This window comes from Pseudomonas sp. GL_117, from assembly GCF_057835125.1.
On the sequence record NZ_CM174418.1, the window covers coordinates 3,681,141 to 3,703,548 of the forward strand.

A 22,408-nucleotide genomic window follows, 5' to 3' on the forward strand; every position below is an offset into this window, starting at 1 on the left:
TGGCGCTGTTCCGAATCAAAAATCCATCAATTTCGTCATGGCGCGGTCATGGTGACCACGTAGAGCCCGGACTGAATCGGCTTTCCAGCGGCGTCGACCAGCTCATACCGTTGGTCGTAATAACGCCCGTCGCCGCTGTCGCTCACCAATTTGACGTTGGCTGGCGCATTGCCCAGCGCCTTGACGCTGCCGACCGAACGCACATCAAACCCGCTGCCGCGACTGGCCAGCGGGCAGCCCTTCAACTCCAGCGTCCGGCCGCCCACCGCAGCCGACTCACAACCCGGCATGACCACACTGCCGGAAAACCGGATGACACCGGAGGGTGCAGCCATGCTCACCCCCGTCCACATTGCAAGAAAGCCGGTGAGCACTGACAAACGCATAACGTTGTTCATGACGACATTCCTTCTTGGGTTGTTAACAAGAATGTCGTCTGGCCCCGAATTTACTTGAGGCTACTCGTCAGCATCTGAAGGAAAAATTACGGGTCCACCTGCCCCATCAACTCCGGAATCGACTCCGGCCGATTCGCATAGCGCTGCGCCAACGCCGCACACACCATCAGCTGGATCTGGTGAAACAGCATCAACGGCAGGATCAGCACGCCCATGCTCGCCCCGGCGAACAACACCTGGGCCATCGGCACCCCGGTCGCCAGGCTTTTCTTCGAGCCGCAGAACAGGATGGTGATGCGGTCTTCCTGGTTGAAGCCAAAGGCCTTGGCCAGCACCGTCGAGGCCACCAGCACCAGGGCCAGCAACACGCAGCACGCCACCACCAGGCCGCCGAGTTCCCACAGCGGGATCTGGTGCCAGATCCCCTCATTGACCGCTTCGCTGAACGCGCCGTACACCACCAGCAGGATCGAACCCTGATCGACGAATTTCAGCCAGGCCTTGTTGCGCCCCACCCACGCGCCAATCCAGCGGCGGGCGATCTGCCCGGCGATAAACGGCAGCAGCAGTTGCACGCTGATTTTCACAATGGCGTCGAGGGTGCTGCTGCCTTCGCCGTGCACATTGAGCAGCAGCGTCACCAGCAACGGCGTGAGGAAAATCCCAAACAGGCTGGACGCCGCCGCGCTGCAAATGGCCGCCGGGATATTGCCCCGCGCCAGGGAAGTAAAGGCAATCGCCGACTGCACCGTGGCCGGCAGCGCGCAGAGGTACAGCATGCCCATGTACAGCTCGTTGCCGATCAGCGGCGACAGCAGCGGTTTGAGCGCCAGGCCCAGCAGCGGGAACAGCACAAAGGTCAGGCTGAACACCAGCAAGTGCAGACGCCAATGCCCGGCCCCGGCAATGATCGCCTGGTTCGACAGCTTGGCGCCGTGCAGGAAAAACAGCAGCGCGATGGCCAGGTTGGTCACCCAACCAAACGCCACGGCGGTCTGGCCGCTGGCGGGCAGCAATGAGGCGAGGATCACCGTGGCGATCAGGGTCAGGGTGAAGTTGTCAGGGAGAAAACGCGGACGAGTCATAAGTAGGTCTTCCGGGGTTGCCAAGAGCGTCTGGACGACTCTAACGTAACGGCTTGTTACCGACTAACGCCAATGAGCCAACAAATGCCGCCTAAAGGACAGGACAAAACCGTTCGCCGCAGTGTACCCGGGCTCGCCAGCCTGCCGCGGCCGGTGTACGGGCGCACCGAATCGCTGCCCAACCGTGCGCTGACCCGCCGCCACAGTCACCCGTGGGTGCAGTTGTCGTATGCGATTGCCGGGGTGCTGGAGATCCAGACAAGCGTCGGCCGCTTCGTCGCCCCGCCGCAGCGCGCGGTATGGATTCCGGCGGGCATGCCGCACCGCGTGTTCAGTTCGCCGCGCACGGAAATGCGCAGCCTCTACCTGGACTGCCGCGTCACCGCCTGGGCGGATGCGCGTTGCCATGTGCTGGAGGTCAGTAGCCTGCTGCGCGAATTGATCCGCAGCTTCAGCGAATTGCCGGTGGAATATGCCGAGGATGGCCCGGATGGGCGCCTGGCCCAGGTGGTGCTGGACCAACTGGCGGCAGCGCCCCAGGTGGACTTGATGCTGCCGCTGCCACTGGACCCGCGTTTGCGCCAGATCTACCGCAGCCTGAACCTGCACCCGGAACAGCAGACCACCCTGGGGGACTGGAGCCGCAAGTTGGCCGTGAGTGAAAAGACCCTGAGCCGCTTGTTCCTGAGCGATACCGGGCTGACGTTCCGCGCCTGGCGCCAGCGCCTGCGCTTGCTGACCGCCCTGCCCGCCCTGGAACGCGGCGAGCGGGTCACGGATGTGGCGCTGGGGTGTGGGTATGAGTCGACGTCAGCGTTTATCAATGCGTTTCGCCAGCAGTTTGATGCGACGCCCGGCGAGTTTTTCCGCTGACTTACAGGTGTATGAGGTCAAACTGTGGGAGCTGGCTTGCCTGCGATGGCGGTGGGTCAGCTAAGAAATAGTGGCTGGTAGAGCGCTATCGCAGGCAAGCCAGCTCCCACAGTTTGCATGAGCCTGTTAGATATGGGATTTGGCCAGGATGGCCTGGAGCAGCACATCCGCTCCCGCCGTCGACCACTCTGGCGAAATCTCCTCCGCTTCGTTATGGCTCAAGCCATCCACACAAGGCACAAAGATCATCGCCGTCGGCGCCACCTGGTTCAGGTAGCAGGCATCATGCCCGGCCCCGGAGATCATCGGCCGATGGCTGTACCCCAGTCGCTCAGCCGATGCCCGCACCACTTCGACGCAATCAGCATCAAACGCAATCGGTGCGTATTGGAAAATCTGCTTCACGCTGTGCTGCAAACCAATCCCGTCGGCAATCTGTGCCACCGCATCACGCAACTGCTGATCCTGGCGCGCCAGTACCGCTTCATCCGGGTGGCGGAATTCCACGCTGAAAAACACCCGCCCCGGCACCACGTTGCGCGAGTTGGGGAAGATGTTGGCCATGCCCACCGTGGCACGCCCTTCAGCGCCCTGCTCCAGGCCCAGGCCGTTGACCGCCTCGACCACGCGGGCAAAGCCGAGCAAGGCGTCCAGGCGATGGTCCATCGGCGTGGTGCCGGCGTGGGCGCTGCGGCCGCTCAGCTCAACTTCATACCAACGCTGGCCCTGGGCACCGGTGACGACGCCGATGGTGATGCCTTGCGCTTCAAGGATCGGGCCTTGTTCGATGTGCAGTTCAAACGCCGCATGCACTGCCTGGCCGCCTACAGGTTCGGGCCCGGCGTAGCCGATCTGCTGCAAAGCCTGGCCGATGCTCACGCCGTTTTTGTCGGCACGGGACAGGCCGTATTCCAGGTCAAACACGCCCGCGTAAACGCCGGACGAAATCATGGCTGGGGCAAAACGCGAGCCCTCTTCGTTGGTCCAGTTGACCACTTCAATCGGCCGCTCGGTCTCGATACCCAGGTCATTTAAGGTTCGCAGCACTTCCAGCCCGGCGAGCACGCCGTAGATGCCGTCGTACTTGCCGCCGAAGGGTTGCGAGTCGCCATGGGAGCCGGTCAGCACTGAGGCCAGATGATTCTGGCGCCCGGCGCGGCGGGCGAAGATGTTGCCCATGGCGTCCACACGGATGCTGCACCCGGCGGCCGTGCACCACTGCACGAACAGGTCGCGACCGCGGCGGTCTTCATCGGTCAGCGCCAGGCGCGAGACGCCGCCCTTTTCGGTGGCGCCGATTTGCGCCATGTCCATCAGCGAGTCCCACAGACGCTTGCCGTTCACCCGCGCCAGGTTACTCATGGGGCTTGGCCCGGTAGCGGAAGTCGCAGCGGTGATCGCCGCCCATGATGGTCTGGGTGCGGGTCAGTTCGATGTCCGGGTTGTAGCCGACGATAAACAGCTCGTCGCGGTTGCACGACAACAGGTGGCCGATTTCGCCCAGGCCCATTTCGGTGTACATCTCGGCGTAGCGGCAGCGCTTGACGTCGTAGTCATAGCGCTCGGCGTCGCTGGCGATGATCTCGACTTTCAGCGCGTCGTCCTTTTCCCAGAGCACTTGCAGCTCGACGAAGCTCTTGAGGTCAGCCTGCTGTTCCAGCGCGGCAAAATGCTTGCCCGCCTGGATCGCCGCATTGCCCACGGCTTCGCCGATCACGGCGGCGGCAAAGTCCTTGCCCTGCTCGCGCTTCAAGATCTCGTAGATCGGCTTGATGATTTCGGCCTCGATCCGCCGCCGGGCAAGGATGCCCAGTTCACCTTCCAGTTTGCTCATTGTCCACCTCCAAAAAACATAAACCTGTAGTGAGCGGGCTTGCCCCGCGCTGGGGGGCGAAGCCGCCCCAAAACGCTCCGCCGCGGTGTATCAGGAAGACCGCAGTGCCTGGGTCTGGGGCGGCTTCGCCCCCCAGCGCGGGCAAGCCCGCTCACTACAATAAGCTCGCGCCCGGCCAGTGGGTTACTGGCCGCCCGCCACGCTGACCGGCTGCCATTGGTTGGCCTTGACCTGGTACACGGTGAACGACGGTTTTTTCAAGTTGCCTTCGGCATCAAACGCGAGGGTGCCGGTCACGCCTGGGTAGCTGATGGCGCGCAGCACCGGCAGGTATTTCTGCGGGTCGACCGAATCGGCTTTCTCGATAGCCGCCACCAGCACGCCAACGCCGTCGTAGGCAAATGGCGCATGCAGTTCGATGTTGGCCTTGTAGCGCTCTTTGTAGGCCTGCTCGAACGCCTTGCCACCGGGCATCTGCGCAATCGCCAGGCCCGGTTCCAGGGCAATCACGCCCTCGCCTTCGTTCTGCGCCAGTTCCAGGAAGGTCTGGCTGACAAAGCCACCGGCCCCCATCAACGGCGCCTTGATCCCCAGTTGCTTGATGCGACGGGCCAGCGGTGCAGCCTGGGAGTCGACGCCACCGAAGAAGATCAGGTCCGGATTCTGGCTGCGGATGTTGGTGAGCACGGCGCTGAAGTCGATGGTCTTGTCATCCACGTATTCGCGGCCGACGACTTTGCCGCCGCCGGCTTCGATGGCTTTGACGAACTGGTCCGCCAGGCCTTGGCCGAACGCGGTGCGGTCGTCGATCACGGCGATGCGCTTGGCCTTGAGCGTGTTCAGCGCATAGTTGCCAGCGACCTGACCGCCGTCATCATCATGGCCCATGATCCGAAAGCTGGTATCAAAACCCTGCTGGGTGTACGCGTGACCGGTCGCGACCGGCGCCACCTGGGCGATCCCGGCATCGTGGTACACCCGCGCCGCCGGGATGCTGGTGCCGGTGTTCCAGTGACCGACCACGCCGACCACGCCTTCATCCACCAGGCGCTGGGCCACGGTGACGGCGGTGCGTGGGTCGGACTGGTCATCTTCGGAGACCAGCTTGAAGGTCACCGCCTCCCCGTTGATTGTCGGGTGCTTGGCGTTGGCCTGGTCGATGGCCAGTCTGGCGCCGTTTTCCAGGTCCTTGCCGATGCGGGCCGACGGGCCGGTGAGTGGGCCTGCCAGGCCGATCAGCACGGTCTGGTCGGCCTGGGCCACGGCGCTGGCGAGGCTGCTCAGGGCCAGGCCGATCAATGCGGTTTTGTTCAAAGTGTTCATCTGGGGTTCCTGCTTCTTTTCGGGCGGGTCGGAACACGCCGGGCGTCCGGTAGCGTCATGGGGGTGTGGTTATTCGCCGAGGTACGCACTGCGCACCTCGGGGTGTTCGAACAAATCCCGGGACGGGCCGCTGAGGCTGATGCGGCCGGTGTCCATCACGTAGGCGCGGTCGGTGACTTGCAGGGCCAGCCGCGCGTTTTGTTCGACCAGCAACAGGGTCATGCCCTGGCGACATACGTCGTCGATCACCTGGAAGATCTTCTCGACCATGATCGGTGCCAGGCCCATCGACGGCTCATCGAGGATCAATAAACGCGGGCGCGACAACAGCGCACGGGCCAGGGCGAGCATCTGTTGCTCGCCGCCGGACAGCAGGCCGGCAGATTGGTGCAGGCGTTCTTCCAGGCGCGGGAAGTGCCCAAACAGCTCGCGTATTTCGCGCTGCACTTGCGCGTGATCGCGGCGTAGAAAGGCACCGGCCTGGAGGTTTTCCAGCACGCTCATGCGCGCGAAAATCCCGCGCCCTTCCGGGACCATGGCGATGCCTTGGCGCAGCAGTTGCTCGGGCGCCTGGCCAAGGATCGATCGCCCGGCAAAGCGAATCTCGCCCTTCGCCGCTGGCAGCAGGCCGGTCAACGCCTTGAGGCTTGAGGTTTTGCCCGCCCCATTGGCGCCGATCAGCGTGACGCGCTCGCCTTCGTGGATATGCAGGTCGAGGGCTTTGACCGCTTCGATAGCGCCGTAGCGCACCTGCAAACCCTCGACTTTCAATAAGGCTTCAGACATGGGCGCTGGCTCCGAGATAAGCCTGGATGACCGCCGGGTGCTGACGGACTTCAGCGGGCGGTCCGAAGGCGATGACCTGGCCATAATCGAGCACGCTGATGCGGTCGCAGACGCCCATCACCAGCTTCACGTCGTGTTCGATCAACAGCAGCGTGTGGCCGTCGTCGCGGATTTTTTCCAACAGGCCTCGCAGTTGCACTTTCTCGCTGGCGTTCATGCCCGCCGCCGGTTCATCCAGGGCCAACAGGCGTGGTTCGGTGGCCAGGGCGCGGGCGATTTCCAGGCGTCGTTGATGGCCGTAGCTGAGGCTGTCGGCGCGGTAGTTGGCAAACCCGGCGAGGCCCACATAGGCCAGCAAACGATGAGCATGGGCGCGTGTTTGCGCCTCTTCGTCGCGGGCGCTGCGGTGCTGACTCAAGGCCGCCCACAAGCCATTGCGGGTGCGCACATGGCGACCGACCATGACGTTTTCCAGGGCGCTCATCGCATTGAACAGGCGGATATTCTGAAAGGTGCGCGCAATGCCAGCCTCGGCCACCTGATGCACACTGGTGGGCTGGTACTCCCGGCCTTCGAGCTGGAAGCGCCCGGAGTCCGGGGTATACAGCCCCGTCATCACGTTGAAAAAGGTGGTCTTGCCCGCGCCATTCGGGCCGATCAATCCGTAGATCTCGCCGGGCTGGATACTCAGGCTCACGTCGGTCAGCGCCATCACGCCGCCGAAGTGTTTGTTGACCTTGTCGATCTGCAACAGCGGTGCGTTCATCGTGCCACTCCTTTGGGCCACAATCCGGCGGGTCGGTACAGCATCGCGAGAATCAGCGCCAGGCCGTAGAACAGCTGGCGGATGATCTCCGGGTCCACCAGCACCTGGCCGAACAGCGCCTGTTGCAGCGGCCCCATGCTGGCGCGCAAGGCTTCGGGCAAGGCGGCGAGCAGTACGCAGCCAAGAATCACGCCCGGGATATGCCCCATGCCGCCCAGCACCACCATCGCCAGCACAGCGATGGACTCGTTGAGGGTGAAAGACTCGGGCGAAACAAAGCCCTGGAACGACGCAAACAACGCCCCGCTCACCCCGCCAAACGCGGCGCCAATCGCAAACGCCAGCAGTTTGAGGCGCACGGTGTTGATGCCCATGGCCTGGGCCGCGTCTTCGTCTTCACGGATCGCTACCCAGGCGCGGCCGATGCGCGAATGCTCCAGGCGGATGCAGGCGAACAGGATCAGCAGCACCAGCGCCGCAAACAGGTAGTAATAGAGATACACCGAAGGCAAGCGCAGGCCGAACAGTTCCTGGGTGCGGCCCAGGTTGACGCCGAGCAGGTTGACCGGGTCGACCTGGGCGATGCCCTTGGGCCCATTGGTGATGTTTACCGGGCGATCCAGGTTGCGCAGCAGGATGCGGATGATTTCGCCGAAACCCAGGGTGACGATGGCCAGGTAGTCGCCGCGCAGGCGCAAGGTCGGCGCGCCCAATACCACGCCGCACCCGGCGGCGAGCAACGCGCCCAACGGCAGGATCAGCCAGATCGAGGTGTGCATGCCCGCCGGCAACCACGCCGCCAGCGCGGGAAACTGTTGCAGCAGATGGGGCGACGAGAGCAGCGCGGCGAGGTAGGCGCCCACCGCGTAGAACGCGATGAAGCCCATGTCCAGCAGCCCGGCGTAACCGACCACGATGTTCAACCCGAGGGCGAGCATGATGTACAGCAGGGCAAAATCCAGGGTGCGCACCCAGGTGTTGCCGCCGGCGTGGCCGACGATCCACGGCGCCAGCACCAGGGCCACGGCGAACAGCAGCAGGCCCAGGCTCGCGCGCTGGTTGGGGGTCAGGGCGTTGATCATGCGCGGCTCGCCAAACGTTCACCCAACAACCCGGAAGGACGCAATACCAACACCGCGATCAACACGATGAAGGCGAACACATCCTGGTAATTACTGCCAAACACGCCGTTGGTGGCCGCGCCCAGATAGCCGGTACCGAGGGCTTCGATCAACCCCAGCAGCAAGCCGCCCAGCATGGCGCCCTTGAGGTTGCCAATGCCACCCAGCACCGCAGCGGTGAAGGCCTTGATGCCCGGCAAGAAGCCCATGTAGAAATGCGCGCTGCCGTAGTTGCTGGCCATCATGATCCCGGCGAGCGCTGCCAATGCGCCGCCGATGGCAAAGGTGATGACGATCACGCGATTGGGGCTGATGCCCATCAGGCTGGCGACTTGCGGGTTCTCTGCCACGGCGCGCATGGCGCGCCCGAAGCGCGTGCGCTCCACCAGCACCAGCAGCGCGGCCATCACTGACAGGGCGATGGCAATCGTCGTCAGCGCCGTGACGTTGGTGATCGCCGGATGCGCGCAGGCGCCGGGCAACACTTCAATCGGCTCCAGCGGCAACAGTTGCGGGAACATCTGCGGGTTGCGGGTCCACACCAGCATGGCGATGGTTTGCAGCAGCAACGACACACCGATACCGCTGATCAACGGCGCCAGACGTGGGGCATGGCGCAGGCGACGGTAGGCGACACGTTCGATCACCACCGCGAGAACTGCGCAAAACGCCATGGCGACGACAGTGGCGCCGAGCAGCACCAGCACTGGCGGCAAAGCGGGCCAGGTCGCCTGCAACAAGCGGATCACCGACAGGCCCACCAGCGCGCCGATCATCAACACATCGCCATGGGCAAAGTTGATGATGCGCAAGATGCCGTAGACCATGGTGTAACCCAGGGCCACCAGCGCGTAGAGACTGCCCGTCATCAAACCATTGAGCAGTTGTTGGATAAACCCATCCATGAAAACCGTCGACCTCAGTGCGTACAGGGGCGGCACACTAAGCATCTATTCTGTTTTTATCAAATAACAGAAAGTCATATGGTTATATCAAGCTTAAAACAGGCTATTTATGCCGAAAATACGGCACTTATGGCTCTTTATTTGCGAATTTAGTTGGTATTTAATTCAACACATGAATAAATCAGAACAGTTAGCCAATGACCCTCCCCTGCGCGCCGTGCGCACGTTCGAAGCCTTTGCCCGTCATGGCGGGGTGAATGCCGCCGCGCGCGAGCTGGACGTTTCCGCCTCGGCCATCAGCCATCAACTGCACTTGCTGGAAGACTTCCTGCAGCAGCCGCTGACGTTGCGTCAAGGTCGCAACCTGGTGCTTACCGACGAAGGCCGCGAGTACTACCGCGCCATCCGTTCGGCGTTTGCGGTGCTGCGCAGTGCCACCGAACATGTGCGCGAAAAAAGCGCTACGCGCCAGGTGACCATCAGCCTGATCCCACTGTTTGGCATCAACCTGTTTATCCCGCGCTTGGCGAGTTTTCTGAAGGACCACCCGGCACTGGACATCAACGTGACCTATGCCAACCACCGCAGCTACCCGAGCGACGCGGCCGACCTGTCGATCCGTTTCGGCACCGGGCACTGGCCGGGCTATCACAGTGAGCCGCTGATTTCTGGCGCGGTCACGCCCTATTGCAGCCGCGCCTTCCTGGCGCAACACGGGCCGATCGACACGCCTGCGGCGCTGAGTGAACTGCCGCTGCTGCACGACGAAGAGCGCGGCACCTGGGGCCAATGGTTCGAGGCCGCCGAGGTGGATGCCACGGCGTTGAATGGGTTGTTGCTGGAAGACGGCCAACTGGCGCTGACCGCCACCCTCACCGGCCTGGGCTGCGCACTGCTGCGCGAGCCGCTGGTGGCACCGCTGGTGGCCAGTGGCGAGCTGGTGAAGCTGTTTGAACTGGAAGTGAATGATGGCCGCCAGTACTACCTGTGTCGGCGGGCCAACAGTGAGTTGTCGAGCGAGGGCAATGACTTGTATGACTGGATCAAGCGCAGTTTGATTGCCGCCTGAGCCGCGTGAAGATCCGCGTCTTGAATTGAGCCAGAGCCGAATTTAGCTGCTATTGTGCCGCGCTCTGAAAAACCGCCGAACCTGCGAGGAAATGCACGTTGAACACTGACGAAAAAATGACCGGGGACCTGTTCGAGGTGGATAAGCGCCTGTCACTCAAACCCGTGGTGGACTTCAACAGCTACCTGCGCACAGCGTTCGGCGACGGCCCGTGCACCTGCATCCGCTGCACCGCCAGCCAGGGCGATGAAAGCGGCTATGCGTTCCAGCACACCTTTACCTTTGACGGCAAACCCACCCACCGTCGCTTCGCCACCACCTCGGGCAGCGATGTGTTGCAGGTGTTGAAGAAGGCGTGGTTGTCGTACACCAAGGCTGAGTTGCCGCTCAGCGGCGTACTGGCACTGGAGACGGTGAAGGAGTTTGTCGAGCCGCAATTGCACAAGCGTCTGGTGCCGCTGTTTTTGGCTAGCGAGCTGGTCAAGGAAGTGGACGGTGAGTTGCACATCCAGTTGCAGGACTGAACAACCTGAATAATGTCGCAGGGGGTTGGCGAATGCGCTGACAGCGGCGCAGATCCTCGCCAACAACCAAAATCTGTAGTGAGCGGGCTCGCCCCGCGCTGGGGGGGCGAAGCCGCCCTAAAACCAGACACCTCGGTCTTTCTGATACACCGCGGCGCCTGGGTTTGGGGCGGCTTCGCCACCCAGCGCGGGTGTAGAACCGTAGACATCCTTTACATCTGAAACCGGGGACATCGTTTACACATTTTAGGCTTGGACGCGGCCCATGCCTCGTCCAAGCCTCCCTAGGGGATAGTCACACAGGTACAGATCCCAAACATCATCTTCAACTTCTTTGAGCGCAATCCGCTCTCCTGATAGCGCTTCGCTTACAAACAACAACTTTCCTTTCCACATGATTGAGCCGTTCTGTCTGACGCTTCGTACTTTCATTTCCGCGGCATACTCCACATCCGGCAGACATCCTGGATAAGGTCGAGTAGACGGCACATATACCTCACCCGGGCGCTTCATGCCCAGCGCCTCGTGAGGTCGTATGTAATTGAATTCATGTCGAAAATGCTCCAGCAAGAGCTGCTGCTCAACCAGGTTTTTCCCCAGTGGCAACTCAAACTTCAAACTACGATGCATCCGTTCGTGCCGGCCGTTCTGGGCAGGTCTTCCCGGCATGGTTCGCTCCGGGTAAATACCCAGGCGGATCCACCAAACTGCCAGTGTGGACATTCTTGCCAGGCCTGGAGAAGCAAAAGGAACGCCGTTGTCAGAGCGAATGACTTCCGGCATCCCGTACTCTTGAAAAAGCCTCTCGAATGCCTGTTTGACGGGCAAGGTCTTGATTTTGGGGTGAGCCCTGCAGGCCAAAATCAAGCGAGAGGCATGGTCCGTAACGGTCAGGGGATAGCACATCTGGGCGTTGAGCATCTTGAACTGCCCCTTGTAATCAACGCACCACGTCTTGTTGGGCTCGTTGGCTTCGCGCATTTCCCTGTGAGCAGTGCTGTGCCGTCGCTTGAAGCGCCGTTTACTGACAAGCCCAAGCCGGTCAAGCCATTGGCCTGCCGTGCTGGGCGATGGCCAGGCGACTGACGGATCCTCGATTCGTAATAGCCTGACAAGCTTCTTCGGCCCCCATTTATCGTGGGTTTCTTTCATCGCCACTATGCGAGCCAAGATCTCATCGTCAGTCTTGTTTGGGCTGGTATGAGGTCGTCGAGACAGCTCTGCCAACGACTTCAAATCGCCGTCAACGTGACGGGAGATCCATTTATCTACAGTTGGTCGACTGACGCCGAAGCGCCGAGCTAGCTGGCTTTTGCTGAAGTCACCAGAAAGCCAGTCGATGACCAGTTTGATTCGTTGATCCATGGGAGACTCTTGGTTCCAGGGCATGATCAGTTACCTCCTGATCATGCGTATTAACCTGTAAACCATGTCCCCGGTTAGATATGTAAACGATGTCCCCGGTTTGTACCGGGGCGAGCCCGCTCACTACAAGTTGTTACTTACGGGCGGCCTCCCATTGTTTGAGCAGGTCGCCGTAGGCCACGGTCTCGCCTTTGGGTTTCTCGTTGGCCAGTTTCGGCTTCGGTGCACCCGGCTGGTCGAACCAGTATTGCGCGTCACGCTCGGGGTTCATTTTCGGGCCGCACGTCGTTTGCACCTTGGAACGCTCCAGGCGCGTCATGATTGCGTCTTGCTCCTTGGCCAGGTTATCCAGCGCCTGTTGCGGGGTCTTCTCGCCGCTGGCGGCGGCGGCGATGTTGCTCCACCACAGCTGCGCCAGACGCGGGTAGTCGGGCACGTTGGTGCCGGTTGGCGACCACTGTAGTCGAGCCGGACTGCGGTAGAACTCCACCAGGCCACCCAGCTTCGGCGCCAGGTCGGTCATGGCCTGGGAGTTGATGTCGGACTCTCGGATCGGCGTCAGGCCGACGATGGTTTTCTTCAGCGAGACGGTTTTTGAGGTCACGAACTGCGCGTAGAGCCAGGCCGCAAGCTTTTGCTTCTCTGGAGTGGACTTCATGAAGGTCCAGGAGCCTACGTCCTGATAGCCCTTCTTCATACCTTCTTCCCAGTAAGGCCCTACCGGCGACGGCGCCATACGCCATTTCGGCGTGCCATCGGCATTCACCACTGGCAGGCCCGGCTTGACCATATCGGCGGTAAACGCGGTGTACCAGAAGATCTGCTGGGCGATATTGCCCTGGGACGGCACCGGGCCGGATTCGGAGAAGGTCATGCCCGCTGCTTCCGGTGGCGCATAGGCCTTCATCCAATCCACGTATTTCTGCGTGGCGAATACGGCGGCCGGGCCGTTGGTGTCGCCGCCACGGGTGACACTGGAGCCCACCGGATGGCAGTCCTCGACGCGAATGCCCCACTCGTCCACCGGCAGGCCGTTGGGCAAGCCTTTGTCGCCGCCACCGGCCATGGAGAACCAGGCATCGGTGAAGCGCCAGCCCAGGGACGGGTCTTTCTTGCCGTAGTCCATGTGCCCATACACGCGCTTGCCGTCGATCTCCTTGACGTCTTCGCTGAAGAATTTGGCGATGTCTTCGTAGGCCGACCAGTTGACCGGCACGCCGAGGTCATAACCGTACTTTTCCTTGAACTTGGCTTTGAGGTCCGCACGTTCGAACCAGTCGGCGCGGAACCAGTACAGGTTGGCGAACTGCTGGTCAGGCAGTTGGTAGAGCTTGCCGTCCGGCGCGGTGGTGAAGGACAGGCCGATAAAGTCCTTCAGGTCCAGCGTCGGCGAAGTGAAGTCCTTGCCTTCGTTGGCCATCAGATCGGTGATGGATTCCGTCTTGCCATAGCGAAAGTGCGTACCGATCAAGTCGGAATCGTTGACCCAGCCGTCATAGATGTTCTTGTCGGACTGCATCTGGGTTTGCAGCTTCTCCACCACGTCGCCTTCCTGCAGCAGGTCGTGGGTCAGCTTGATCCCGGTGATTTCACTGAAGGCCTTGGCCAGGACCTTGGATTCGTACTCGTGGGTGGTGAGGGTTTCCGACACCACGTTGATCTTCATCCCACGGAACGGTTCGGCTGCCTTGATAAACCACTTGAGTTCCGCCAGCTGCTGCTCGGCCGTGAGGGTGGATGGTTTGAACTCGCTGCCGATCCATTTTTTCGCGGCATCTTCGTACGCATCGGCCCAGGCCGAAGCGCTCAAACCGCTGAGGGCCAAGACGGCGGCCAATGAAATGCTATGTCGCAGCTTATTGTTTTTATCGAACATAGAGACCTCCTGGTTGTTTATTCATAAGGGCACTAGCCCCAACGCATCACGCTCAACAGCCACACCAGGGACAGCGCAGTCGCCACCCAGATGCTCCAGCCGGTGACGCCGATTACCAGCAAATGCAGGTAGGCGCTGCCGAGAAGACCGATAAACAGGCGATCACCACGGGTGGTGCTGATCGGTAAAAAACCGCGCCGGGGGATACTCGGCGAACGCAGTTCCCAGGTGGTCATGCCCGCCAGAATCAGGGCAATGCCGCCGAAGAACAGTGCAGTGGGGGTGGTCCAGGCCATCCATTCCATCATCGACTCCTCAGACCCGGCCCAGGGCAAAGCCCTTGGCCACGTGGTTGCGAACAAACCAGATCACCAGCATGCCGGGCAGGATGGTCAACACCCCCGCCGCTGCCAGTACGCCCCAATCGATGCCCGATGCCGAGACCGTACGGGTCATCACCGCCGCAATGGGCTTGGCGTTGACCGAGGTCAGAGTACGCGCCAGCAGTAGCTCGACCCAGGAAAACATAAAGCAGAAAAATGCCGTCACGCCGATGCCCGAGCCGATCAGCGGGATAAAGATCTTCACGAAAAACTTGGGAAACGAGTAGCCGTCGATGTAGGCGGTTTCGTCGATCTCCTTGGGAACGCCGGACATGAACCCCTCAAGAATCCACACCGCCAGCGGCACGTTGAACAAACAGTGAGCCAGTGCCACGGCGATGTGGGTGTCAAACAAACCGATCGACGAATACAGCTGGAAGAACGGCAGTAAAAACACCGCCGGCGGCGCCATGCGGTTGGTCAGCAGCCAGAAGAACAGGTGCTTGTCGCCGAGGAAGCGATAGCGCGAAAAAGCGTAGGCCGCCGGTAGCGCCACCGTAAGAGAAATCACCGTATTCAGGCTGACGTAGTACAGCGAATTGAGGTAGCCGGTGTACCAACTCGGGTCGGTGAAGATCACCTTGTAGTTGGCCAGGGTGAAGTCCTGCGGAAACAGCGTCAGCCCGCCGAGGATTTCGGTGTTGCTCTTGAAGGACATGTTCAGCAGCCAATAGATCGGCACCAACAGGAACAGGATGTAGATCAGCAGCGGGATAACCTTGCGCTTGCTCATGTCTGCGGCCTCAGCGGTTGGCGTCGGAGTGGGTCATGGCGGTGTAGAACAGCCAGGACACCAACAGGATGATCAGGAAGTACACCAGGGAAAACGCTGCCGCCGGCCCTAGGTCGAATTGACCTACGGCCATCTGGGTCAGCGTCTGACTGAGGAAGGTAGTGGCATTGCCCGGTCCACCGCCGGTCAGTACGAACGGCTCGGTGTAGATCATGAAGCTGTCCATAAAGCGCAGCATCACCGCGATCAACAGCACGCTTTTCATCTTCGGCAACTGGATATGTCGGAACACCGCCCAGGCGGATGCACGATCGATCCGTGCGGCCTGGTAGTACACATCCGGAATGGCCCGTAGCCCCGAGTAGCAGAGCAGCGCCACCAACGAGGTCCAGTGCCATACGTCCATGACCAGCACAGTGACCCAGGCGTCTGCCGTGTTGGCCGCGTAGTTGTAGCTGATGCCCAGCGCGTTGAGGCTGTAACCCAGCAAACCGATGTCGGCGCGGCCGAAGATCTGCCAGATGGTGCCCACCACGTTCCATGGGATCAGCAACGGAATCGCGAGGATGATCAGCACCAGTGACGACCAGCGGCCCTTGGTCGGCATGGTCAAGGCGATGGCGATGCCCAGAGGGATTTCGATCAACAGCACGCAGGCCGAGTAGATGAACTGGCGCAACAGTGAGTCGTGCAGGCGCGGGTCGAGCAGCACCTGCTTGTACCAATCGGCACCGACGAAGTAGCGGCTGGATTGGTCGAAGATGTCCTGCACCGAGTAGTTGACCACGGTCATCATCGGGATCACCGCACTGAACGCCACCAGCAGGAACACCGGCAACACCAGCCACCAGGCCTTGTTGTTCTGCACCTTGTTCATGGCTGTACCTCCAGCAGGTAGTCGTCGGCGTAGAGCATCAGCCATTGCGCGGGGAAGCTGATACAGGCCTGGCCTTCCGGCACCGGTTTGTCTTCGGCCAGGCGGACCTTCAACAGCGCGCCGTCGAGGTTGAGGGTGATGATCTTGTAGGTGCCGAGGTCTTCCAGATGAGTGACATCGGCGTGCAGGGCGTCAGGGTTGTACTCATCCCATACGTGGATAAATTCCGGGCGGATACCGACCTGGAGTTTTTTGTAAGGCGTGTCGCTGATGCGCTGTTGAAGCGCCTCGGACAACGGCAGATGGGTGCCAGCAAAACGCACCCCGCCTGCCTCGGCCTGCACCTCGATCAGATTCATCCCAGGGCTGCCGATGAAATAGCCGACAAAGGTGTGGCTGGGACGCTCGAACAGTTCACGCGGCGTACCGAACTGCACGATCTGCCCGCCGTACATCACCGCGATCTTGTCGGCGAAGGTCGAGGCTTCCAACTGGTCGTGGGTCACGTAGACCATGGTGATATTGAACTGCTCGTGGATCTGCTTGAGCTTGCGCCGCAGCTTCCACTTGAGGTGCGGGTCGATCACCGTCAGCGGTTCATCGAACAGGATCGCCGACACGTCGTCACGCACCAGGCCACGGCCCATGGAGACTTTCTGCTTTTCGTCGGCGGTGAGGTTGCGCGCCTTTTTCGTCAGCAGGTTTTGCAGGTCGAGGACTTCGGCAATTTCCTGCACCTTGCTGTGAATTTTCGCCTCGGCCATGCCCTGATTGCGCAGTGGGAACGCCAGGTTGTCGAACACGGTCATGGTGTCGTACACCACCGGGAACTGAAACACCTGGGCAATATTGCGTTTTTCCGGGGTGAGGTCGTTGACCACTTTGGTGTCGAACAGCACCTGGCCTTCGGAGGGGCTGAGCAGGCCGGAGATGATGTTGAGCAAGGTCGACTTGCCGCAACCCGACGGCCCGAGCAACGCGTAGGCACCGCCCTGCTCCCAGACGTGGTTCATTTCCCTAATTGCGTAGTCCTCAGGACCACTCGGCGTAGGGCTATAGCTGTGCGCCAGGTTCTGCAAATGGATCTCGGCCATCAGGCAACCCTCGCAACACGTCGCCCGGGAGCCTGGACCAAGCGGCCCTGGCTATCGAACACAAACAGTTTATGGGTGGGGATATACACGCGGATCGGTGCGTCGACGTCGTACTCATGCACCCCCGGCAGGTGCAGCACCAGTAGGAAATGTTCGCTGCGCACATGCAGAAAGGTTTCCGAGCCGCTGATCTCGGCGACTTCCACAGTCACCGCCAGCTCCAGGTCATCGTCGTTGCTCGGCACCAGGCTGATATGGCTGGGACGCACGCCGAAACGAAATTCGCCTTCACCGATGGGGCGCAAATCGACATTGAGCGGGAAGTGCACAAAATTCGCGAAGCTGACTTCGTTGCCGCTGATGCGCCCCGGCATCAGGTTGATCGGCGGTTCGGAAAACAGCTCGGCAGCCAGCACGCTCTGGGGTTGGTGATAGACCTCGGCGGCCTTGCCGCTCTGAATCACCCGACCTTCGTGAAGGATGGTGGTGGTGCCACCCAGCGCCAGGGCTTCGTTGGGTTCGGTGGTGGCGTAGATGGCGATGGTATGGCGCGCCTTGAACAGCTCGCGCATTTCCTGACGCAGCTCTTCGCGCAGTTTGTAGTCCAGGTTCACCAGCGGCTCATCGAACAGGATCAACTCGGCGTCCTTCACCAAGGCCCGGGCCATGGCCGTGCGCTGCTGCTGGCCGCCGGACAATTCCAGCGGGTGGCGCTGCAGGAATTTCTCGATGCGCAGCATCTTGGCGGTTTCCAGCACCTTGCTCTGGATCAGCTCGTTGGCCATCCCCGCCTGGCGCAAGGGCGAGGCGATGTTTTCGAACACGGTCATGGTCGGGTAGTTGATGAACTGCTGATACACCATCGACACGTTGCGCAGGCGCACCGGCTTGTGGGTGACATCCACGCCGTTCATCAGAATGCGGCCGCTGTCGGGCTTGTCCAGGCCGGCCATCAGGCGCATCAGGCTGGTCTTGCCGGACAGGGTGCGGCCGAGCAACACGTTGAAGGAACCGGCTTCGAAACGCAGGGTGGCGTCGTCGATCCAGGTTTGGCCTTCAACGACGCGGGAGACATGTTCCAGGGTCAATGACATGACACGACCTTTTTTATTATTGGAATGAATCTGGCCATTCGTCAGAGCGAGTTTCGTGCCAAAACTGCAAGTGCTTGATGTATGAGGAAATGGCTTGAATGGGATGTTCGGGAGTGAACAATCCGACTGAACAACTGAACAGTTCGGGGGTTGACAATGAACAGTTCTGAACAACACTCTCTGGGCTTGATTCAATGACCAACCCAGGCAACTTGTGGGGGCGGGCTTGCCCGCGATGACGGTGTATCAGCTTGCATATTCAGTGACTGAACCCGCGCTATCGCGGGCAAGCCCGCTCCCACATCGGGGCTGCGCAAGGCTGTATAAAAATAACAATAAAAGAAGGTCACACCATGGCCGAACCCTTGACTCACGACACCCTTATCCAGGAATCCTGGCGCCGTTGCCGCGCATTCGGCCTGGACCATCAAAGCGCCCCCAGCTTTGATCAACTGCCCGCCGCAGGCATCAGCCAACTGCTCGAAAGCCAACATTCCCTGGTGCAGACCACCCACCAGGAAGTGTTGCCGTACTACGAAAACATCCTGAGCAATTCCAACTGCCTGATCATGCTGGCCGACAACCAGGGCCAGGTGCTGACCTCGTGGGGCACCCAGCGGTTCATCGAGCCGAAACTGGCCCGCGGCTTCAACCCTGGCGCCAGCTGGCAGGAGCGTTCCAGCGGCACCAATGCCATCGGCACCGCGCTGGCCTGTGCCCAGGCGGTGCATATCGAGCACGACGAACACTTCCTCAAGGCCAACCGCTTCATGACCGGTTCGGCGGCGCCAATTTTCGATGCGCAGCGCGAGATCATTGCGGTGCTGGATGTGTCCAGCGACAGCTACCTGCCGCCCTCCCACACCCTGGGCATGGTCAAGATGATGAGCCAGACCGTGGAAAACCGGCTGATCCTCAACCTGTTTCGCGGTGAACACTTCCAACTGACCTTCAACACCGGCCTGAACAACCTCGACAGCCAATGGGCCGGCCTGCTGATCTTTGATGACAGCGGCCAGGTGCTCTCGGCCAACCGCCGTGCAGACAACCTGCTGGGCATCAGCTTGTCGCGGGTGATGATCGACCGTTTGTTCAAGGTGTCGCTGCTGGAGTTGTTGAACCAGCCGGAAGGCTTGCCGTTTTCGTTGCAGGCGGCGGGACGCAATCGGTTCCAGTGCCTGTTGAAACGCCCCAAACAGATGCCGGTGCAGGCGCGAGTATTCACACAGCCCGCAGCGCCAAAGCCGACAGCGGTTGGCCTGAAAACCTTGCACTTCGGCGACCTGCGCGTGGAGAAGGCTGTACGCCAGGCCGAGCGGTTGCTGGAGAAGGACATTCCGCTGCTGATCCACGGCGAAACCGGCGTGGGCAAAGAGGTGTTCGTCAAAGCCCTGCACCAGGCCAGTTCCCGCAGCCAGCAGGCGTTTATCGCGGTGAACTGTGCGGCCATTCCGGCTGAGCTGGTGGAATCGGAACTGTTCGGCTACGAAAAAGGCGCGTTCACCGGGGCCAATCAGAAAGGCAGCATTGGCCTGATCCGCAAGGCCGACAAGGGCACGTTGTTTCTTGACGAGATCGGCGATATGCCGCTGCCGACACAGGCGCGTTTACTAAGGGTATTGCAGGAGCGTTGTGTGCAACCAGTCGGCAGCAGCGAGCTGTTCCCGGTGGATTTGCGCATTATCTCGGCCACCAACCGCGCCCTGCGCGAATGGGTGCAAGCCGGGCGTTTTCGTGAGGATTTGTACTACCGCATTGGTGGCTTGACCCTGGAGTTGCCGCCCTTGCGCGAGCGCACCGATAAACAGGCGCTGTTCCAGCAACTGTGGCAACAACACCGCGAGCCGACCCAATGGGCCGGGCTGAGCGCCGAGGTGCTGGCACTGTTTGAGCAGCATCCGTGGCCGGGGAATTTGCGCCAGGTGAGCAGCGTGTTGCAGGTCGCGCTGGCGATGGCCGAAGAGCAGCCGATTCGCGCGGAGCACTTGCCGGATGATTTTTTTGTCGACCTGAACCTGACGCCGCCGCTGCCCGCCAACGAGTTTCTGGATGACAACATCGACCTGAACCAGCGCTTGAAGGCGCTCGGCGGGAACATTTCCCACCTTGCGCGGGAACTCGGCGTCAGCCGCAACACCCTGTACAAACGCCTGCGCCAGAACGAACCCTAGCGCGGCTTGACCACCACCAGCAGGTCGGTGAAGTACTCCACCTGGATCGGCAGGTTATCCGCCAGTGCCGCAAGCGCCGCTGTCGTGTCATCCAGCTTGAACACCCCGGACACCCGCAGGTTGCGCAGGGCCTCGGGATCGAAACGCAGCATCCCGTGGCGATAGCTGGCCAAGGTTTGCAGGACGTCGCCGAGGGGTTGGTCATTGACCTTGAGCAGGCCACGGGTCCAGGCGTCCGCATCGGCATTGCCGGTGGCTTGCGCAGGCTGCGCGTGACCGTGGTCAAGCACCGAACGCTGGCCGGCCATGACCTTGACGCTGTCGCGGCTGTCGCCCTGCACGGCCACGGTGGACTCGATCACCGTGACCACAGTCGTTCCGTCGGCCGCACGCTTGACCAGATAACGGGTGCCCAGTGCCGTCGCCGTGCCCTGGTCGGTGCGCACTACGAACGGTCGCTGCGCATCCTTGGCCACATCGACCCAGAGTTCGCCTTGCAGCAACTCGATCACTCGCTGGTGGCCGTCGAATTTCACGTCCACCGCCGAGTTGCTGTTGAGCTGCAGTTGGCTGCCATCGTCGAGGGCGATCTGCCGGCGTTCGCCGACGCCGGTGCGCTGGTCAGCCATCCACACCGGCAGGTGTTGCAGGCCCAGCCAGGCGCAGAGCACCACGCCGAGCAAACCGACCGCCTGGGCGCCACGCCGGCGTTGGGGCGCAAACGCACGGTTGAGGGCGCGACGCGCAGGCTTTGCCGGCAAGGTGTCGAGGCTGCCCCACAGGCCGCGCATGCGCTCGACGGCGACGGCGTGGCGCGGGTCGGCGTCGCACCATGCGCGGAAGGCCTGGCGCTCGGCGTCGCTGACGTCTTCGTCGTGCAGGCGTGTCAGCCAATTCGCCGCTTGCTGGATGATGTGTTCGCAGTTCATTAGAGCGGGTCGGCCCCGTGCAGGCTGTGGTAACAGTGCACCAGGGCGCTGGAGATGTAGTTTTTGACGGTGCTGGAGGAAACGTCCAGGCGCGTGGCGATTTCACTGTAGGTGAGCCCGTCGAGGCGACTTAACAGAAAGGCCTCGCGAGCCTTGGCGGGCAAGCCGGCGAGCATCTCGGCGATGCGTTCCAGGGCTTGCAGCGCGACATGGATCGCCGCTGGGTCGGGCATGCCGGCATCTTCGCACTGGACGACGAGGGCCTCCATGTAGGCTTTTTCGATACGGCGACGACGGGCACTATCGATCAGCAAGCGCCCTGCCGTGGTGGCCAGGAACGCCCGGGGTTCCTTGATATGTTGCGGTTCGGCGAGCATGAGGACGCGGATAAACGCATCGTGAGCCAGGTCGGCGGCGTGTTGCGAGCAACCCAGCTTTTTGCGCAGCCAGCCGTGCAACCAGCCGTGGTGCTCGCTATACATTGCCGCAAGGGTCTGCTGACGGGCTGAACCGTCCAGCGTGGCCGGAATGTCATGCATGCGCAAAAGAGTCTCAAATGGGAAATATTACCAATTGCGCAAACAATGCCAGTAAAACGAAGTAGGAGCAAGAACCACTGAGCAGCACCTATCACTGTTGACTGACGGACCGCCATCGCGGGCAAGCCCACAGTTGATTGATGTTGATGGGAAGTGAGCGTTCGGCTGGAGATCGCCCAGGCACTGCCAATCTCCTGTGGGAGCTGTCGAGCTTTAGCGCGGCTGCGAAGGCGGTGGCATTGCTAGTAGAGGTGTTGGCTGAACCACCGCTTTCGCGGGCAAGCCCGCTCCCACATTTGAGCTGTGTTGCTGGGATGTCAGCGCTCGGCTGGAGATCCCTCTCACACCGCCAATCCCCTGTGGGAGCTGTCGAGCTTTAGCGAGGCTGCGAAGGCGGTGGCACTGCTGGTGGAGATGTTGGCTGAACCACCGCTTTCGCGGGCAAGCCCGCTCCCACATTTGAGCTGTGTTGCTGGGATGTCAGCGCTCGGCTGGAGATCCCTCTCACACCGCCAATCCCCTGTGGGAGCTGTCGAGCTTTAGCGAGGCTGCGAAGGCGGTGGCACTGCTGGTGGAGATGTTGGCTAAACCACCGCTTTCGCGGGCAAGCCCGCTCCCACAGGTGATTGGGGTTGGCGGGCTGTCAGTGCTCGGCTGGAGATA

22 protein-coding genes are annotated in these 22,408 nt (G+C 61.3%); 4 read left to right on the forward strand and 18 right to left on the reverse strand.

Translation table 11 applies throughout. From position 1 onward, the window contains the following. Nucleotides 1–35: 35 nt before the first annotated feature. Together AC3ISR_RS16555 and AC3ISR_RS16560 are read right to left on the reverse strand one after the other, a co-directional pair. Nucleotides 36–398 (reverse strand): type 1 fimbrial protein, encoded by a 363-nt coding sequence (locus AC3ISR_RS16555; RefSeq protein ID WP_463984823.1) that lies wholly within the window; start codon nt 396–398, stop codon nt 36–38. An 86-nt stretch (nt 399–484) separates the two neighbouring features. Beyond that, entirely contained in the window at nt 485–1,483 is a 999-nt protein-coding gene (locus AC3ISR_RS16560; RefSeq protein ID WP_192296431.1) for a bile acid:sodium symporter family protein, read from the reverse strand. Between the two features lie 84 nt (nt 1,484–1,567). On the opposite strand from AC3ISR_RS16560, the gene AC3ISR_RS16565 reads away from it, so the two are divergent. Next, nucleotides 1,568–2,356 carry an AraC family transcriptional regulator gene (locus AC3ISR_RS16565; RefSeq protein WP_192296432.1) on the forward strand — a complete coding sequence of 263 codons (789 nt, stop codon included), beginning with the start codon at nt 1,568–1,570 and terminating at the stop codon, nt 2,354–2,356. Nucleotides 2,357–2,482: 126 nt separating this feature from the next. On the opposite strand, the gene AC3ISR_RS16570 is transcribed toward AC3ISR_RS16565, so the two are convergent. The 7 genes from AC3ISR_RS16570 to AC3ISR_RS16600 form a co-directional block, all read right to left on the reverse strand. Next, nucleotides 2,483–3,718: a Zn-dependent hydrolase gene (locus tag AC3ISR_RS16570; protein WP_463984822.1), complete on the reverse strand. Its 1,236-nt coding sequence runs from the start codon at nt 3,716–3,718 to the stop codon at nt 2,483–2,485. Then, on the reverse strand, nt 3,711–4,190 hold the full coding sequence (locus AC3ISR_RS16575; protein WP_192296434.1) for an L-2-amino-thiazoline-4-carboxylic acid hydrolase: 480 nt from the start codon (nt 4,188–4,190) through the stop codon (nt 3,711–3,713). Before AC3ISR_RS16575 ends, AC3ISR_RS16570 begins: the two co-directional genes overlap by 8 nt. 183 nt (nt 4,191–4,373) lie before the next feature. Continuing rightward, nucleotides 4,374–5,513 carry a branched-chain amino acid ABC transporter substrate-binding protein gene (locus AC3ISR_RS16580; protein ID WP_192296435.1) on the reverse strand — a complete coding sequence of 380 codons (1,140 nt, stop codon included), beginning with the start codon at nt 5,511–5,513 and terminating at the stop codon, nt 4,374–4,376. A 69-nt stretch (nt 5,514–5,582) separates the two neighbouring features. Beyond that, on the reverse strand, nt 5,583–6,299 hold the full coding sequence (locus AC3ISR_RS16585; protein ID WP_463984821.1) for an ABC transporter ATP-binding protein: 717 nt from the start codon (nt 6,297–6,299) through the stop codon (nt 5,583–5,585). Then, nucleotides 6,292–7,065 (reverse strand): ABC transporter ATP-binding protein, encoded by a 774-nt coding sequence (locus AC3ISR_RS16590; RefSeq protein ID WP_463984820.1) that lies wholly within the window; start codon nt 7,063–7,065, stop codon nt 6,292–6,294. Before AC3ISR_RS16590 ends, AC3ISR_RS16585 begins: the two co-directional genes overlap by 8 nt. Next, on the reverse strand, nt 7,062–8,147 hold the full coding sequence (locus tag AC3ISR_RS16595) for a branched-chain amino acid ABC transporter permease (RefSeq protein WP_463984819.1): 1,086 nt from the start codon (nt 8,145–8,147) through the stop codon (nt 7,062–7,064). Before AC3ISR_RS16595 ends, AC3ISR_RS16590 begins: the two co-directional genes overlap by 4 nt. Then, nucleotides 8,144–9,091 carry a branched-chain amino acid ABC transporter permease gene (locus AC3ISR_RS16600; RefSeq protein ID WP_226456327.1) on the reverse strand — a complete coding sequence of 316 codons (948 nt, stop codon included), beginning with the start codon at nt 9,089–9,091 and terminating at the stop codon, nt 8,144–8,146. The genes AC3ISR_RS16595 and AC3ISR_RS16600 overlap by 4 nt, the downstream gene beginning before the upstream one ends. Before the next feature lie 172 nt (nt 9,092–9,263). Between AC3ISR_RS16600 and AC3ISR_RS16605 the strand changes: the two genes are divergently transcribed. Next, the gene (locus AC3ISR_RS16605) at nt 9,264–10,160 is read left to right on the forward strand and encodes a LysR substrate-binding domain-containing protein (RefSeq protein WP_192296440.1); all 897 of its coding nucleotides are present in this window, start codon (nt 9,264–9,266) and stop codon (nt 10,158–10,160) included. A gap of 98 nt (nt 10,161–10,258) precedes the next feature. After that, on the forward strand, nt 10,259–10,684 hold the full coding sequence (locus AC3ISR_RS16610; protein ID WP_192296441.1) for a hypothetical protein: 426 nt from the start codon (nt 10,259–10,261) through the stop codon (nt 10,682–10,684). 246 nt (nt 10,685–10,930) lie between these two features. Here AC3ISR_RS16610 and AC3ISR_RS16615 read toward each other — a convergent pair whose 3' ends face one another. From AC3ISR_RS16615 to AC3ISR_RS16645, 7 genes are all read right to left on the reverse strand, one after another. After that, nucleotides 10,931–12,073, reverse strand: a complete 1,143-nt coding sequence (locus AC3ISR_RS16615; RefSeq protein ID WP_489324335.1) for a helix-turn-helix domain-containing protein — start codon at nt 12,071–12,073, stop codon at nt 10,931–10,933. A 109-nt stretch (nt 12,074–12,182) separates the two neighbouring features. Beyond that, entirely contained in the window at nt 12,183–13,925 is a 1,743-nt protein-coding gene (locus AC3ISR_RS16620) for an ABC transporter substrate-binding protein (RefSeq protein ID WP_192296442.1), read from the reverse strand. Between the two features lie 32 nt (nt 13,926–13,957). After that, the gene (locus tag AC3ISR_RS16625; RefSeq protein WP_192296443.1) at nt 13,958–14,230 is read right to left on the reverse strand and encodes a DUF2160 domain-containing protein; all 273 of its coding nucleotides are present in this window, start codon (nt 14,228–14,230) and stop codon (nt 13,958–13,960) included. 10 nt (nt 14,231–14,240) lie between these two features. Next, nucleotides 14,241–15,041, reverse strand: a complete 801-nt coding sequence (locus AC3ISR_RS16630; RefSeq protein WP_017735079.1) for a carbohydrate ABC transporter permease — start codon at nt 15,039–15,041, stop codon at nt 14,241–14,243. 10 nt (nt 15,042–15,051) lie between these two features. Next, nucleotides 15,052–15,918 carry a carbohydrate ABC transporter permease gene (locus AC3ISR_RS16635; RefSeq protein ID WP_017735078.1) on the reverse strand — a complete coding sequence of 289 codons (867 nt, stop codon included), beginning with the start codon at nt 15,916–15,918 and terminating at the stop codon, nt 15,052–15,054. Next, the gene (locus AC3ISR_RS16640) at nt 15,915–17,012 is read right to left on the reverse strand and encodes an ABC transporter ATP-binding protein (RefSeq protein WP_305391057.1); all 1,098 of its coding nucleotides are present in this window, start codon (nt 17,010–17,012) and stop codon (nt 15,915–15,917) included. Before AC3ISR_RS16640 ends, AC3ISR_RS16635 begins: the two co-directional genes overlap by 4 nt. Beyond that, a complete protein-coding gene (locus AC3ISR_RS16645; RefSeq protein ID WP_226456330.1) occupies nt 17,012–18,106 on the reverse strand; it encodes an ABC transporter ATP-binding protein in 1,095 nt (364 codons plus the stop codon). Before AC3ISR_RS16645 ends, AC3ISR_RS16640 begins: the two co-directional genes overlap by 1 nt. A gap of 353 nt (nt 18,107–18,459) precedes the next feature. Between AC3ISR_RS16645 and AC3ISR_RS16650 the strand changes: the two genes are divergently transcribed. Then, on the forward strand, nt 18,460–20,277 hold the full coding sequence (locus AC3ISR_RS16650) for a sigma-54-dependent Fis family transcriptional regulator (protein WP_192296446.1): 1,818 nt from the start codon (nt 18,460–18,462) through the stop codon (nt 20,275–20,277). Here the strand turns inward: AC3ISR_RS16650 and AC3ISR_RS16655 are convergent. Further along, nucleotides 20,274–21,206, reverse strand: coding sequence for a FecR family protein (locus tag AC3ISR_RS16655; protein ID WP_463985093.1), 933 nt, complete (start codon nt 21,204–21,206; stop codon nt 20,274–20,276). The two genes, AC3ISR_RS16650 and AC3ISR_RS16655, sit on opposite strands and share 4 nt — an antisense overlap. After that, nucleotides 21,206–21,745: a sigma-70 family RNA polymerase sigma factor gene (locus AC3ISR_RS16660; protein WP_463985094.1), complete on the reverse strand. Its 540-nt coding sequence runs from the start codon at nt 21,743–21,745 to the stop codon at nt 21,206–21,208. Before AC3ISR_RS16660 ends, AC3ISR_RS16655 begins: the two co-directional genes overlap by 1 nt. Nucleotides 21,746–22,408: the final 663 nt, after the last annotated feature.